This window comes from Oleiagrimonas sp. MCCC 1A03011 (assembly GCF_003267965.1).
Lineage (GTDB): Bacteria > Pseudomonadota > Gammaproteobacteria > Xanthomonadales > Rhodanobacteraceae > Oleiagrimonas > Oleiagrimonas citrea.
In genome coordinates this window covers 80554-96203 of sequence record NZ_MSPY01000006.1, presented here as the reverse complement: position 1 = coordinate 96203, position 15650 = coordinate 80554, and the positions used below count along the sequence as shown (strand labels likewise).

The following is a 15650-nucleotide window of genomic DNA, read 5'->3' as shown; positions in this document are numbered from 1 at the left end:
TCCCCGGACATGCCCGCCATGGAAACGCATTTTCGCCCCCCCAATCTGGCACTGACCACGATCGGCCTGTCCCTGGCCACGTTCATGCAGGTGCTGGATACAACCATCGCCAACGTGTCGCTGCCGACCATCGCCGGCAACCTCGGCGTCAGCAACGACCAGAGCACCTGGGTCATCACCTCGTTCGCCGTCAGCATGGCCATCTCGCTGCCGCTGACCGGCTTCCTCACACGCCGCTTCGGCGAGACCAAGCTCTTCGTGTGGTCCACGCTGCTGTTTTCGCTGGCTTCGTTCATGTGCGGCGTCTCGCAGAGCATGGGCATGCTGCTGCTGTTCCGCACCATCCAGGGCGCGGTCGCCGGACCGATGTACCCGATCACGCAGAGCCTGCTGATCGGTGTCTATCCACCGGAAAAACGCGGCATGGCGCTGGCCCTGCTGGCCATGGTCACCGTCGTCGCGCCCATCGCCGGACCGATCCTCGGCGGCTGGATCACCGACAGCTATTCATGGCCGTGGATCTTTTTCATCAACGTGCCCATCGGCATCTTCGCCAGCGTGGTGATCGCCAACCAGCTGCGCGCCAAGGTCGAGCAGACCCAGCGACCCAAGATCGACTACGTTGGCCTGATCACGCTCATCATCGGCGTCGGCGCGCTGCAAATCGTGCTCGACAAGGGCAACGACGCGGACTGGTTCCACTCCACGTTCATCATCGTGATGACCATCGTCTCGGTAATCGCGCTCGCCATCTTCCTGATCTGGGAGCTGACCGACGACGACCCCATCGTCGACCTGAAACTGTTCCGCCACCGCAACTTCGCCGCCGGCACACTGGCGCTGGTACTGGCCTACGCCGCGTTCTTCGCCATCGCCCTGCTGGTGCCGCTCTGGCTGCAGCAGAACCTGGGCTACACCGCGACCTGGGCCGGCTACGCCACCGCGCCGCTGGGCGTGATCCCGGTGCTGCTGACCTTCTTCGTCGGCAAGTACGCCACACGCATGGACCTGCGCATTCTCGCCGGCATCTCGTTCCTGGTCATGGGCGCAACCTGCTTCATGCGTTCGAGCTTCAATCTCGACGTCGACTTCGGCAGCGTGGCGATGGTGCAGTTGTGGCAGGGCCTCGGCGTGGCGCTGTTCTTCATGCCGGTGCTGACCATCCTGCTGTCGGACCTAAAGCAGAACGAGATCGCCGCCGGCTCCGGCCTGGCCACCTTCCTGCGCACCCTCGGCGGCAGCTTCGCGGCCTCCCTCACCACCCTCGCCTGGACCCGCCGCGCGGTGGATCACCACGCCCAGCTGACCGAACACATCACCGCCTACAACCCGCAGGCGCGCGAAGCCATGCAGGCCCTCGGCCACGGCAACCCCGAACTCGGCGGCCGCATCATCAACGGCATGATCACCCAGCAGAGCTTCCAGATTTCCTTCAACGAGGTCTTCCACGTACTGGGCTGGATCTTCATCGCCCTGATCGCCGTGATCTGGTTCGCCAAGCCGCCATTCGGAGCGAAGGGCGGGAAGCCTGCGGGTGGCGGGGCGCACTAAGGCCCTCTGCTAGGCAAGCATGCACAACATACGAAGGCCGCCCTCGGGCGGCCTTATTCATAAGTGAATTTGGAGCCGTTAATCGCTCTTATCCAATTACAAGCACAAACAACCGATCCTTGCCCGGGGTTTCAGGAAACTTCTCTATATATGCAGACGCCTCCCTCAAACTTCTTTTCACATAATTATTGCAAAACGGTCCCTGACACCGTTTTACTCTGTTCTTCATGCCGGTGCTGACCATCCTGCTGTCGGACCTCAAGCAGAACGAGATCGCCGCCGGCTCCGGCCTGGCCACCTTCCTGCGCACCCTCGGCGGCAGCTTCGCGGCCTCCCTCACCACCCTCGCCTGGACCCGCCGCGCGGTGGATCACCACGCCCAGCTGACCGAACACATCACCGCCTACAACCCGCAGACGCGCGAAGCCATGCAGGCCCTCGGCCACGGCAACCCCGAACTCGGCGGCCGCATCATCAACGGCATGATCACGCAGCAGAGCTTCCAGATCTCCTTCAACGAAGTCTTCCACGTGCTGGGCTGGATCTTCATCGCCCTGATCGCCGTGATCTGGTTTGCCAAGCCGCCGTTCGGAGCGAAGGGCGGGAAGCCTGCGGGTGGTGGGGCACATTAGCCCTTCGTCGCATCGGAACATGAATAAGGCCGCCCTCGGGCGGCCTTATTCATAAGTGAACCTGGAACTGTTATTCGACGTGGCACCGATCTCCCCGACAGCGGGGAGACAGGCGTTTATGGTTCTATTGATGGGGGCGGCGAAATGGTGACACCTGTTTTCCCACCCTGCCTTCCCTGCTTTCCCTGCTTACGAAGCTACTTGCAAATGGAAAATCGGAATATGAGCTGAGTAAAGTCAGGCGGCGAAGACAATCCATCACTACACCGGAATAACCAGCAATCCTTACCATCCTCCTCGACGAGGAAACCAGCATTCCCCGTCCATTTCTCTTCTGTCATTCGCCCATCGGGCCAGCTTCTATGATATACGTTCCATAATTTTATAACTCCATCATTAGATTTATACGAATATTCAATAAAATCCTCATAAGATGGTTCGTGCCATGTCCGAAGTGTATTTACGAATCCGCCCCCAGGCAATGCGATTGCACCATCCTCTATCTTTACATCCACACCTTGAGAGGGTTCTCTTGGCGCAGAGATAAACTCGAGCCGAAACCGACCTTCCTTGGGAGCGATAATTTCAAAACCAGCTCGAACAGCTTTTCCATTCCATAAAATATACTGCGGACGAGTGACCCGATCTGGATGATCTTTCGCATGTCGGATCATTGCAGCTTGAATATCAATTCCATCCGACCCAAAGTCATTTACTTTCACGCCCTTTAATTTACTCATTTACAAAAACGGTCCCTGACACCATTTTCGGATCGGTGACGCCGGTGACACGATCCATGGCGTCGTAGGCCATGGTGCTCTGCGTGTTGGCGGTGTCGGTATCGGTGCCGTTGTAGTTGCGGATCACGCTGACCAGGCGGTTCAGCGCGTCGTAGCCCATCTCCTTCTCGATGCCCAGCGCGTTGGCGCTGTGCACCAGGTTGCCGTCGGCGTCGTAGCTGTCGCTGAAGCCGGCGTTGAACACGGTGTGGTTCAGGCCGTCGACCACGGACGTCAGCTCGCCCAGCGTGTTGAAGGTGCGCGAGGTCGTGCGCAGGGCTGTGCCGGTACTGTCGAGCATCTGATTTAGTTTGCCGCCCAACTCATTGAGAGAAATGAATCCGATCCTTATTTTGTTCAGAAAATCTCGCCTTCCATCTCTATAACAAAATCGCTGAAATCCACGACACCTACGCCATCGCTGCAGCCCAAAACAACAGATTTTTGACATTTATTTATTGTCATTCCAGCATTCCCAACCCACGCCTGAATTAACCCACCCATACGCCATACATTCCAAAATTTTAGCTTACAATTTTTTTTAGGAATGATTTTAACCTTAATTAGTTTAGGACTATTATCCGACCACAAAATAAATTCGCCCCCCTTCTCTCCATTTATTTCAATGACGCCATTTTCAATTTTCAACCTTAACCCCTGAACAGGGTTAAGTTTTGAATTTATACGTCGAAATAAAAAATCTTGCTCACCCTCACCAACAATCACTTCGTATATGGGGTATGCAGTAACTCCTCCCACATCCACGGGAGAGCCTTTTGATTTCTGAAATTTTGAAGCAAGCGTGCTATTCATGGTTTAGTAATTCACGTAACGGTACGGATCAATAGCCGCATGATCTTGCGGCCAACGAGGAACAAAATACCTCCCGCCCTCACGGGCCGGCACTGGCTCATGACTCAATTCCATAGACTCCATACCCCCTTTATCAAGGTTATAACGCTGCGGAGCCCTACCTCTCCTCATTCGCTCAATATTTTCTGCGCCCCACCAATCTTCTGCGCCAGGCATGGCCGCCAAACTTTTCCAAGTCCGTGCACGCACAGTTGACCATGAAGGCTCATTACCACGGGCTGTACGAGCGTAGATACCATCACCGATTCGCCAGAGACGAGGCGAATTGTCTGGATCCGGTGTAACACCCGGATTTGAACATTCGCCAAAATCAAGCCTCAGGTATCCAGGCGGCGGCCTCCAATTTGGAGAAGACTCCGGAATAATTTCTCGCAAAGGACGCCTTAAGGGGTCATCCCATATGGCCCATGGATCATTCGTCTCAGCATCAGCATCGGGATCGCCTTCTTGCAGCCCCATTGAATCGTAGCCGTTGATCGGGCCAGATCCAACATAAGCATACATATCGAATCCACCCGCCAGCCCCAACGGATCATCCTGTACGTAGCGTCCAGTAATCGCTTCATATGTGCGGTTCAGGTTGTACGCAAGACCGGTCTCCGAGTCGTAATACTGCCCCGGGAAGCGCAGGTTGAACACAAATCCCGACCCACTCGTCGGCTGCTGCTCCCCGAACGGATTGCCCCGCCTGGCCCAGTTCCAGATCGGGTTGCCGCTCGCATCCGTCACCACGCGCGGGCTGCCCAGGTCGTCGGCGACGACGTAGCTTTCCGTGCTGGCGCCGTTTGCGGCCGGTTCATCCACCAAAGCCACGGGCAGAGTGCCCAGCCAGATGTAGTCGCGCGTGCCGTCGGCCCGGCTGCGGCTCAGCAGATGGCTGGCTTCGTCGTACTGGAAACGGTCGGTGACGGTCGCGTTCGCCGTTTTGCGAATGCGCTCGCCCAAGGCGTTGTAGTTGTAGGCCACCGGCGTGCCCGTGCCTTGCTGCGCCGTCGCCATGCGCTGGCGGGCGTTGTAGGTGAAGCTGTAGGTCGTTCCCGCGCGCTGCATCGACGTGGTTTCGCCGTCCGCGTCCACGCTGTATGGCGCCGTGCCGACCTCGATCAGGTGATGCGTGTTCGCGGCGTAGCTGTACGCGCCCGTCGCCTGGCCGCTGCCGGTCTTGCTCAGGCGATCGCCAGTCTTGTTGTAGGTGTAGCTCTCCAGCGTGCTGCCGTCGCTTTCGGTGACGGCGGTCAGGCGCTGCAGTGGATCGTAGCTGTAGCTCTCGTTGGCCGGGTTCGTGCCCGGCGCATCGCCCATCGCGGTGATGTTGCCCAGCGCGTCGCGCGCGTAGTGCAGGTTAAGCAGTGGGCTGGTGAGGTCGGTCAGACGGTAGTCGGCGTCGTAGCTGCGCGTGATCGTCTGGCCGTTGCCCAGGGTGTAGCTTTCGATCGGGCCGAACGGCAGGTAGCTGACGCTGCTGACCGCGGCGATGGCCGTGGCCGACGTGTGGTCGGGCGGGATCAGGCTGAGCGACTGCATCCTTCCGTCACTGTCGTAGGCGTAGTCGGCCTCGGTGCCGTCCGGGTAGGTCACGCTCTGCAGACGGTCGCCGCCGGAATAGCCGTAGGCGACGGTCGCCACGGTGCCGTTCTGGTTCTGCGTCTTCTTCGTGACGTTGCCGTGCGCGTCGTAGCAGTAGGTCGTGGTGGTGTCGCCCTTGACGATGCGCGTCAGGCGACCGACCGGATACGAACCGCTGCAGCCGGTCACGCTGTCGGCCTCGTCGTAGTGGTAGGCCACGTCCAGCGTGCTGTCGGTGTACTGCTGGGTGGCGAGACGGTTCAGTGCGTCGTAAGTGGACGTGCTGACCTGCCCCTTGGCGTCCGTGTGCGTGAGGCGGTTGCCGGCGGCATCAAAGGTGTCGGTGCTGGTGCCGGTGTCCGGGCTCTGCAGGCTGGTGCGGTCGCCGAGGCCGTCATAGGTGTAGATCGTGGACAGGTTGTCCGGATCGGTGACGCCGGTGACGCGATCCATGGCGTCGTAGGCCATGGTGCTCTGCGTGTTAGCGGTGTCCGTGTTGGTGCCGTTGTAGTCGCGAATCACGCTGACCAGGCGGTTCAGCGCGTCGTAGCCCATTTCCTTTTCGGTGCCGAGCGCGTTGGCGCTGTGCACCAGGTTGCCATTCGCGTCGTAGCTGTCCGTGAATCCGGCGTTGAAGACCGTGTTGTTCAGGCCATCGACGACGGAGGTGAGTTCACCCAGCGTGTTGAACGTGCGCGAGGTGGTGCGCAGGACCGTACCGCTGCTGTCGAGTACCTGCTCTTTCGTCTTGTTGCCCGCCGCGTCCAGGGTGTAGTGGATGGAATTGCCCTGCGCGTCGGTGATGTCGGTCAGGCGATGGGCGTCGTCGTAGGTGTAGCTCGTGGTGACACCGTCCGGATCGGTGACCGAGGCCACGGCGCCGTAGGGCGTGTACGTGAAACTGGTGGTCGCACCGCCCACGCTGCGTGAGGCCAGCCAGCCACGCGGGGTGTAGGTCAGGTCCGTGTGCACGCCGTTGGGATCGGTGGTGCGGGTGACGCGGCCGTCGGCATCGTAGGAGTCGATGGTCGTGACGTGGCCCAGCGCATCGGTGACGGTGTGCAGGTCGCCCGGCTGGTGGCAGGCACCGCCCGGCGTGCCGCAGCCGGTCGTGGCGCTGTCCATGTAGTAGCTGTAGGTGGTGGTCTGCGTCAGATCCGTGCGTGGACCCGTGGCCGTGAGGACCAGCCCCACCAGCGGGCATTGCGTGGTGTCGACGGCATCGCAGTAGGTGTAGGTCCAGCGGCGCACGCCGGCCGGGGGCGTGCCGGTGGCGGCGCAGGTGTAGCTGCTGGCCTGGGCGTCGTCGATGTCGCACTTGGCCAGGACCTGGCCGCGGGTGTTGTAGACCCAGGCCGTGTCCGAAACCGTCGTGCCGCTGGCGTTGGTGACCGTGCGGTGCAAGGGCAGGCGCAGCGCGGTGTCCCATGTGGTGCTGGCCGTGCGCTGGTCAGGTGTTCCCTGTGCATCGATCTCTTGAGTCTTCAGACCCGATGCGTCATAGCTGGTCGCCGTTACATTCCCATTGAAGTCAGCTGTCGATGCCGGATATCCATTGCTATCGAGCGTTTCGTTGCTGAATTGCTGACCACAGCCGATACCGCATAACGCACTCACGGCACTGATGTTGGGGCTTCCTTGCGGCTCGATGAAAGTCGCAGTGGACTGATGACCCAACGGATAGGTTACCGTCGCACTCGTTCCGTCCGTGGTGTAGCTCATGGAGGTCAATCCAGCACCACCCGCATGCTGCGTCGAGATCGCTCGTCCATCAGACTGGTAGCCGAAGGTGGCGAAGCGACGTCCATTTTCGTCAACGATGCCGGTAAGCTTGCCTTGGTTGGAGCCTGCGGAGCTGTAGGCAGGTTCGTCGTAGAGATATTCCCGTGAAGTCTGATCGGGATAGGTGACGCTATTCAGATAGTCCGAGGCGCTGTATCCATAGGTTATCTGCCGCTCATCCGGCAAAGTCACAGACGTGATCCGATACTGATCGTCGTACCCGAAGGTCAGCGCTCGTCCATACGCATCGACAACTTTCCACAAAAGCCCCTTCTGAAGCACGACACCGCTTGACGAAAGCTGGCTTCCGTCCGTACGGACCGCGGTGACGAGAACATGACTGCCATCGCTGATGGATTGCCATTCTCCCGTTGCCGAATAGTTCTCGTAGAGATGTGTTGCAGCGACGTAAAGCCGCCAGGATGCGACCGTTCCATCGGCATTTTGATTCTCTGTCAAGACATCCGAAACATCCGTATCACTGATCCACGCACCATTAGATTTGGTGTATGCGAGCTCGCGCCCATCCGGGCGCTGGACGGTTACCGAAGTAGGCGTGGAGGTTTGCGAGTAAGCGATGCTTCGATCATAGGTATTCAGCCACGCAATACCCGTATGTGCGCTTCGTACATTTACACCACTGTTGTAATAACGGACAAACGATAGATCACCCACCGAATAATCAATATGCTCCTCAAATTTGCCGCCGGTCGCAATATTTATTGGATTGCCCGACAGCAGCGAATTGGACGACTTATTACAGCCACACCCCAAAGCCTTGACTGTCTTATACGGAACACATGGCGCTCCGGTCGGTATATTTGAATCACCGCAGTAAAAAATTATTTGATAATAAAACCCAAGGTTATCGTATGTTATATCCGCTTGAGCCCCATCAGCGTAAGGCCCCTCATGCACATATGCATGTATATAAAACTGCTTATTTAGATCATTATATGGAACACCCTTTTCGACACACACCTGATCAGTCACGTGCCAATATGGAGATATCGATTCGATATCTTCTTTATTCCATGCCTTATCACCTTCGCACGCAGCTTTCGCGGCCGCCCTGCTGTTATAAGTCGTCTGCGCATATGGCGGCGGCGGCAATGCAAAGGCGCTTGAAAAAGCGCCCGAAGCAAGCAACAACATGAATAAGAGAAGAATCTGAGACGCCACCTTTTTCATTTCACCGAACTCCATTCGTCCATCATCCAGCCGCCTAATAACCCACAAAATAAATGAGCGCTTTGCCCTCCGATGCATACGCAATCAAAAGCTGGGCGCAACACACCATCAGACGCAGTTGCGCTGACCATCGACACACAATTGCTGTTGGACAGCACGAAGTGGCCGACGCCTACCGATGACGACCTGCGTCTTCACGGACTTCGCGCGACTTTTACCCGACATTCCGACGAGCCACACTCGCAACCAGAATGGCTGCTCCAACTTGGTGTTCCGAAGACTTGAAAGACAGAACTGACGCCAGCGCGATGTGCTGCAACACGGCGCGCAAGCACGAAGATACGCGGCACGCCTACTGATCATGTGCAGTCTTTGCACTTAAAGCCCCTGTTCCTTGGATTCTTGCACTTGCTGAGAAATGCCCACGACCATCGGATAACGCGTAGATCAAGGCAGTGGTTTGCCCCGACCATCCTCACTCTGAAGCTACGCTTGCAGGCGTATAGTTTTCGTGAAGTGATGCACACGCTTGCCTCATCGCTTTTACGCTCGGCTGCCGGATCTGCAGCAGTCTTGGACAACGACATGCGAGCTGAAGCGTGACCGTTTCAGCTCACAACCATCAAGCAATCAGAACTGCCCGCCGATCGCGTCATAGACACACATCAGCTGCAATTCCTAACGAATCCTCGCCGCCATGCGCTCGTGCCCGATCAGGTGCGCCCAGCGCAGGCCGATGTCGATCCACATCAAGTAGCCCGATTCCAGCACCATGCGCAGGCGGTAGCGTGCGTGGCCGGGCAGGCGATCTTCCGCGGCGATGGGCTGGGCGTCGAATCCGAGGCGGCGGGCCAGCAGCAGGCAGCGGGCCAGATGGTAACGGCTGGTGACGAGGGCGACCGGCGGACGTTCGTCGTGTCCGAGCAGTTCGCGCGCGTGGCGCAGGTTTTCGAGGGAGTCGGTGGACGCCTGTTCCAGTTCCATCGGCACGTCGCTCGGGAAATCGGCCGCGTGCAGCCAATCGGCGCCGGCGCGGGCTTCCGTGATGCGACTGCCGCTGTTGCCGCCGAGCAGCAGCACGCGTTCGATGTCGGCCTCGCGTGCCAGGGTCAGGCCGCGCTGCAGGCGGTGGATGTAGTCCTGTTCCGGGCGCTCGCCTTCCAGCTTGCGGCCGAAGATCAGCAACACGCGCGCACGATCGGGTTTCAATGGACTGCGCGCCGCCGTGCGCCAGACGTGGATCAGATAGGCCAGCCAGACCAGCCCGCCGCTGAGCACCATCACCAGGAGCGCCACGCACAGGGAATGCAGCACGTCGGCATCGCGCAGATAGCGCCAGGGACCGCGTCGCAGGGGGGCCAGGGGGTCGCTCATGAAGGCTTCGGCTGATCGGGAAATGGGCAGCCTACCCCATCGTCACAGGGATTGAGCGCCGGGACCACGCATGCGCGGCCGAATCGCCGCCCCGGTCACACGGCACGAGAAAATTCAGCCGGGAAAAGCTACCCTGCACCGGATGCCCGACACGATGCCCGCGCTGGCCGTCAGCGCCCACACCGCCACCTCCGCGCTCGGACGCGGACTGGACGCCCACGAGGACGCGCTGCGCCGCATGCGCGGCGGGCTGGCGCACAACAATTTCAGCAGCGCGCCGCTCGATTGCTGGATCGGTCGCGTGGCCGGACTGGAAGCCGCGACGCTGCCCGCGACACTGAACGAGTGGGAATGCCGCAACAACCGCCTGGCGTGGATGGGCCTGCAGCAGGACCGCTTCATGGATGCGGTGCACCGTGCCGCGTCGCGCTACGGCAGCGACCGTATCGCCGTGCTGCTGGGCACCTCCACCGGCAGCATCGCCAGCACCGAACAGGGCTATCGCCATCTCGACGTCGACGGCCGCCTGCCCGCCGAAGTGCGCCGTCCGATCATCCACTGCCTGCACTCGCTGAGCGCGTTCGCCCGGACCGCGCTGGAGCTGTCCGGCCCGTGCCTGACCGTGTCCACGGCGTGCTCGTCCAGCGCCAAGGTCTACGCCATGGCCGCGCGCATGATGCAGGCGGACCTGATCGATGCGGCCGTGGTCGGCGGCACCGACACGCTGTGCGACAGCGTGCTGTTCGGCTTCAATTCGCTGGGACTGGTCTCGCAGCAGGCCTGCCGACCGTTCGATGTCGAGCGCGACGGCATTTCCATCGGCGAGGCCGCCGGTTTCGCCCTGCTGGAGCGCGCCGAGCGAGCGCCGGACGCCACGCGACTGGCCGGCTACGGCGAGTCCAGCGACGCGCACCACATGTCCACGCCGCACCCGGAAGGGCTCGGCGCCGAACGGGCGATGCGCGATGCGCTGGCGCGCGCCGGGCTGCGTCCCGAACAGGTCGACTACATCAATCTACACGGCACTTCGACGCGCAAGAACGACGAGGTCGAGGCAGCGCTCATCGCCCGCCTGTTCCCCGAGACCACGCGCAGCAGCTCGACCAAGGGCTACACCGGCCACACCCTCGGCGCGGCCGGCGCGCTGGAAGCCAGCATCGCCCTGCTCGCGCTCGAACGCGGCCTGCTGCCAGGCAACCTGGGCTGCGACACGCCCGACCCGCTGTGCGAAGACCGCCTGCAGCCGGAAACGCGTGCGCGTAACGTGCGTGTGGCGCTGAGCAATTCCTTCGGCTTCGGCGGCAACAACGCCTGCCTGGCGTTCGTGCGCGCGGAGGAGGCCGCATGAACGGCGATCTGAATCTGTGGGTGGAAGGCATCGGCATCTGGACACCCGGCCTGCCCGACTGGAATCACTTCCTTGCCCACCTGGACGGCCAGCCTGCCACCGAGGACGCCCCGGCGCGACCGGCCGCCAGCTTGCTGCCGCCCGCCGAACGACGCCGCGCACCGGACAGCGTGCGCCTGGCCGTCGAGACCGCCACGCAAGCCGTGGCGATGAGCGAGCGCGACGCCGCGCACCTGTCCAGCGTGTTCGCCTCGGCGCACGGCGATGCCATCATCATGGACTACATGTGCGCGACCCTGGCCGATACGCCACTGGACATGTCACCGACGCGTTTCCACAATTCCGTACACAACGCCGCCGCCGGCTACTGGACCATCGCCACTGGCTGCCATCGCAGCTCCAACGCGGTGTGCGCCAGCGAGGCCAGTTTCGGCGCGGGCCTGCTGGAAGCGGCCACGCTGGCCGTAAGCGAGAACGAGCCGGTGCTGCTGTCCGCTTTCGATGTGCCCGGCAAGGGTCCGCTGGTGGAAATGCTGAGCACGCACGTGCCGTTCGGCTGCGCCCTGGTGCTCAGCCCCGAGCGCGGAACGCATGCGCGCGCTGCCCTGCGCCTGCGATTGCATGCATCGAGCCAGCCGCAACAACCGCCCTCGGACCCGCACCTGCGCCGCCTGGCGCGGGAGAACGCCTGCGGCGATGCACTGACGCTGCTGGAAGCCCTGGCCACACCGCGCCCCGGCAGCACATGCATTGCGGCGGGCGACGGGCTGACCCTGCACATCGAAACGGATGTTCCCGCGTGAGCGCCGTCCCCGAGACCATGACCGAACCCGCTGCCTGCTGCGTGCTGATTCCCTGCCTCAACGAGGCGCTCGCCATCCGCGGCGTGATCGAATCGGTGCTGGCGCTGAACCTGCCGGTGATGGTGGTCGACGACGGTTCCGACGACGGCACGCCGGAGATCGTGTCCAGGCTCCCGGTGACGCTGATCCGCCACCCCGAACGGCGCGGCAAGGGCGAAGCGCTGCGCACCGGTTTCCGCGCCGCGCTCGAACACGGCTATTCGGCGGTCATCAGCATGGACGGCGACGGCCAACACGTGGCCGATGACATCCCCCGTCTGCTGGCGGCGGCGCAGCGCTACCCGAACCACATCATCAGCGGCGCGCGCATCCGCCATCGCGAACGCCAGCCAAACTACCGCCGCCGCGCCAACGACTTCGCCGACTGGGGCATTTCCTGGGCCGCCGGGCAGCGCCTGATCGATACCCAGTGCGGCCAGCGCTACTACCCGCGCGCAGCGCTGGAACTGGCCGACATCAAGAGTGGCGGTTTCGCCTTCGAGACCGACATCCTGATCGAGGCCGCGCTGCAACGTGACGTGCGCGTGGCCTCGGTGCCGATCGAATCGCGCTACCAGGGCGACATGCGCCTGAGCCACTTCCGGCCGGTGCGGGACTTTTCACGCATCACCGCGCGGGTGGTCTGGCGCATCCTGCGCGCCGGCCTGATGCGCGACCACCTGCGCCAGATCCGAAACCAGCAACCGTTGATCGTCGATCCGTAACCCTGCCCCGGCAGACGCGCGCGGCACTGTCCGCGCACCCTCGACCCGCGCACGAATCCCGCAACAGCGGATGACGCGGCCCGAGCACTTCGGGCATCATCGAAACACGAGCTTCGGCGAGGAAGGAACGCATGGCGAGCACCACCACGCACGACGCAATCATCCTGGGCGGCGGTCTGGCCGGACTGACCCTGGCGCTGCACCTGCGCGCCGATCATCCGGATCTGGACATCCTGGTCATCGAGCGCCGCCGGCATCCGCTGCCTGCCGCCGCGCACAAGGTCGGCGAATCCACGGTCGAGATCGGCGCGCACTACTTCGCCGAGACGCTCGGGCTGCGCGAACACCTCGAACACGACCACATCCGCAAGTTCGGCTTCCGCTTCTTCTTCTCCGATGGCCGCGACGACCTGGAGAACGTCACCGAACTGGGCGTCAGCAAGGTGCTGCCGACGCCGAGCTACCAGATCGATCGCGGCATTCTGGAAAACTTCCTCACCGACGAGGCGCGCCGGCGCGGCATCGACGTACGCGACGGCACCACCATCAGCGGCCTGAGCATGGGCGAACACGGCGCGCGGCACACCGTGCGCTACCGCGACGAGGACGGACAGCACACGCGGCAGACGCGCTGGGTGCTGGACGCATCCGGACGCGCCGGCCTGCTGCGCCGTCATTTCAAGCTGACCCGCGACAACGGCCACCGCGGCAACGCGGTGTGGTTCCGTCTCGACGACCGCATCGACATCGACGGCTGGTGTGCCGACGCCGACTGGAGCGACCGCTGCTCGCCGCCGGAACGCTGGCGCTCGACCAATCATCTGGTCGGCCCCGGCTACTGGTCTTGGCTGATCCCGCTGTCCTCGGGCGCGCACTCAGTCGGCATCGTCGCCGACGCCGGCATGCATCCGCTGGAATCGATGCGCGACTTCGACCGCACCGTGCAGTGGCTGGGGCAGCGCCAACCGGCGCTGGCGCGGGCCGTGGCCGAACGCCGCGACGCGCTGCTCGATTTCAGCTTCCTGCGCGACTATTCCTACGGCTGCGCACAGCTATTCTCCGCCGACCGCTGGGCGCTGACCGGCGAGGCCGGCGCGTTTCTTGATCCGTTCTACTCGCCCGGCAGCGACTTCATCGCCATCGGCAACACCTACATCTCCGCGCTGATCGGCCAGGACCGCGCCGGCCGCAACCTGGCGCCGCACGCCACCATGTACGACCAGCTGTACCAGTCGTTCTACGCCAACAGCCTGCCGCTGTTCCGCAAGCAGTACGCGCTGCTGGGCGATGCCGAGGTGCTGCCGGTGAAGGTGACCTGGGACTACAGCTACTACTGGGGCGTGCTGTGTCCGCTGGTGTTCCAGAAAGGCCTGACCGACCTGGAACTGCTGGGGCGCGTGCGCGCCGACCTGGAACGCGCGCAGGCGCTGAACCTGCGCATGCAGGACCTGTTCCTGCGCTGGCACGCCGCCAGCGCCAACCGCAACCCGCGCGCCATGCTCGATCAATACGAACTGCGCTGGTTCGCCGACCTCAATGGCCACCTGCACGACGAACTGGACCGCGACGCCACCGTCGCGCGCCTGCGCACCCACGTCGATCTACTCGAAGCGCTGGCCGACGCCATCGTGCTGCAGGCCACCGGCAGCGACCCGGCGCTGCAGGCGCCGCTGTCCGGACGGCAGCGACCACCGCTGTTCGCCGCGGCGGCCTGAGGCGTTCAATCAGCTCAATTCTGACCCGCTAACAGCTTGTCGATGACGGGGCCTATCTTGGCCTCCGTGCCTTGCCATTTGGTCAACGCCAACCCGCCCTTGCCACGCAAATGATAGTCGGCAGAGGCCACTCCACGTCCATCTTTTTGCAGCCACAAGTGGGCGACAGAGAGGTACGGCGAAAAGTCCCATGAACGGCGAGCTGTATACGTCAGGACATAATGACAATCATCGGGCTTCGTGCCATCGAACACGCGACTCGCGATGCCGTGCGCATCGATATGCCGCTGCAGGACCATGACAAAGTCATCCACTTTGACTGCGGGATTTCGTTGAATGCAGATCAAATCCACCTTGTCTTTAGTTACTAGCGGCCTGACCTGTACCGACGTGCACGAAGCCAACATCAGGCCCGTGAATGACAAAAGTAAAAGCGACGTCACTAAGCGCATGCCCCCCCCTCATTGATGCAGCTCACCCATCGAATGAGTATGTCGGATCATTGCAGAGCCCGCATCAACCCATCCCGCCATTGACGCCGATCACCTGTCCGTTGACGTAGCCGGCCGATTCCGAGCACAGAAAGGCGACCAGCGCGGCGACATCCTCCGGCGCGCCGATGCGCCCGGCCGGCACCATCGCCTTGATCTGCTCCGGTGCGAACAGGGTTTCGGTCATGCGCCCGGCGATCAGCCCCGGCGCAACCACGTTCGCGGTGATGCCGCGCGAGGCCATCTCGCGCGCCAGCGATTTCACCGCTCCGTGCAGGCCGGCCTTGGCCGCCGCATAGTTGGTCTGACCGCGATTGCCGAGCACACCGGCCACCGACCCGATCGCCACCACGCGACCAAAACGCGCGCGCGCCATCGGCAGCAGCAGCGGCTGCACCAGATGGAAGAAGCCGTGCAGCGAGACGTCGATCACCCGCTTCCACTGCGCTTCCTGCATGCCCGCCATCGGCGCGTCGTCATGGATGCCGGCGTTGCTGACCGCGCAATGGATCGGCCCGGTCTCGAGCAGCGCCTCCAGCGCGGCCGCGCTGGCCTGTGCATCGGCGACATCGAACGCCACCGCCTCGGCACTGCCTCCCTCGGCCCGGATCGTCTCGACGACTTCCTGCGCGCGCTCGATGCGCGTGTTGGCGTGCACGATCACATGCTGGCCGGCGGCGGCCAGCGCCTTGCAGATCGCCGCGCCAATGTCGCCGCTGCCGCCACTGACCAGGGCGCGACGCGGGTCGCTGGATGCCTTCATACCGAACGCTCCGAATGC

Annotated in this window: 12 protein-coding genes and 1 pseudogene; 6 read left to right on the top strand and 7 right to left on the bottom strand. The window is 62.3% G+C overall.

The features are described from left to right. Window positions 1-18 precede the first annotated feature (18 nt). Entirely contained in the window at window positions 19-1551 is a 1533-nt protein-coding gene (locus BTJ49_RS12300) for a DHA2 family efflux MFS transporter permease subunit (RefSeq protein WP_113065811.1), read from the top strand. 218 nt (window positions 1552-1769) lie between these two features. Next, window positions 1770-2183 (top strand): annotated as a pseudogene (locus tag BTJ49_RS12295) (MFS transporter); the annotation flags it as partial. A 197-nt stretch (window positions 2184-2380) separates the two neighbouring features. Here BTJ49_RS12295 and BTJ49_RS15555 read toward each other — a convergent pair. The 5 genes from BTJ49_RS15555 to BTJ49_RS12280 all read right to left on the bottom strand — a co-directional run bounded on the left by BTJ49_RS15555 (window position 2381) and on the right by BTJ49_RS12280 (window position 9748). Then, window positions 2381-2923: a hypothetical protein gene (locus BTJ49_RS15555; RefSeq protein ID WP_146742338.1), complete on the bottom strand. Its 543-nt coding sequence runs from the start codon at window positions 2921-2923 to the stop codon at window positions 2381-2383. Next, on the bottom strand, window positions 2916-3263 hold the full coding sequence (locus tag BTJ49_RS12290) for an RHS repeat domain-containing protein (protein WP_168184738.1): 348 nt from the start codon (window positions 3261-3263) through the stop codon (window positions 2916-2918). Before BTJ49_RS12290 ends, BTJ49_RS15555 begins: the two co-directional genes overlap by 8 nt. Window positions 3264-3319: 56 nt before the next feature. Continuing rightward, window positions 3320-3775, bottom strand: coding sequence for a hypothetical protein (locus tag BTJ49_RS15550; RefSeq protein ID WP_146742337.1), 456 nt, complete (start codon window positions 3773-3775; stop codon window positions 3320-3322). A gap of 3 nt (window positions 3776-3778) precedes the next feature. Beyond that, entirely contained in the window at window positions 3779-8389 is a 4611-nt protein-coding gene (locus tag BTJ49_RS12285) for an RHS repeat-associated core domain-containing protein (RefSeq protein ID WP_168184737.1), read from the bottom strand. A gap of 663 nt (window positions 8390-9052) precedes the next feature. Next, window positions 9053-9748, bottom strand: a complete 696-nt coding sequence (locus BTJ49_RS12280) for a YdcF family protein (protein WP_113065703.1) — start codon at window positions 9746-9748, stop codon at window positions 9053-9055. A gap of 154 nt (window positions 9749-9902) precedes the next feature. Here BTJ49_RS12280 and BTJ49_RS12275 point away from each other — a divergent pair, with 154 nt between their 5' ends. The 4 genes from BTJ49_RS12275 to BTJ49_RS12260 all read left to right on the top strand — a co-directional run bounded on the left by BTJ49_RS12275 (window position 9903) and on the right by BTJ49_RS12260 (window position 14378). Then, the gene (locus tag BTJ49_RS12275; RefSeq protein WP_113065810.1) at window positions 9903-11096 is read left to right on the top strand and encodes a beta-ketoacyl-[acyl-carrier-protein] synthase family protein; all 1194 of its coding nucleotides are present in this window, start codon (window positions 9903-9905) and stop codon (window positions 11094-11096) included. Further along, the gene (locus BTJ49_RS12270) at window positions 11093-11899 is read left to right on the top strand and encodes a beta-ketoacyl synthase chain length factor (protein WP_113065702.1); all 807 of its coding nucleotides are present in this window, start codon (window positions 11093-11095) and stop codon (window positions 11897-11899) included. The genes BTJ49_RS12275 and BTJ49_RS12270 overlap by 4 nt, the downstream gene beginning before the upstream one ends. Beyond that, window positions 11896-12663 (top strand): glycosyltransferase family 2 protein, encoded by a 768-nt coding sequence (locus BTJ49_RS12265; RefSeq protein WP_343125531.1) that lies wholly within the window; start codon window positions 11896-11898, stop codon window positions 12661-12663. Before BTJ49_RS12270 ends, BTJ49_RS12265 begins: the two co-directional genes overlap by 4 nt. Window positions 12664-12794: 131 nt before the next feature. After that, entirely contained in the window at window positions 12795-14378 is a 1584-nt protein-coding gene (locus tag BTJ49_RS12260) for a tryptophan 7-halogenase (RefSeq protein WP_113065701.1), read from the top strand. Window positions 14379-14392: 14 nt separating this feature from the next. Here BTJ49_RS12260 and BTJ49_RS12255 read toward each other — a convergent pair whose 3' ends face one another. Together BTJ49_RS12255 and fabG are read right to left on the bottom strand one after the other, a co-directional pair. Further along, the gene (locus BTJ49_RS12255) at window positions 14393-14830 is read right to left on the bottom strand and encodes an Sbal_3080 family lipoprotein (RefSeq protein ID WP_113065700.1); all 438 of its coding nucleotides are present in this window, start codon (window positions 14828-14830) and stop codon (window positions 14393-14395) included. Between the two features lie 64 nt (window positions 14831-14894). Beyond that, complete coding sequence (gene fabG / locus BTJ49_RS12250) at window positions 14895-15632, bottom strand: 3-oxoacyl-ACP reductase FabG (RefSeq protein ID WP_113065699.1); 738 nt, start codon at window positions 15630-15632, stop codon at window positions 14895-14897. Window positions 15633-15650 lie beyond the last annotated feature (18 nt).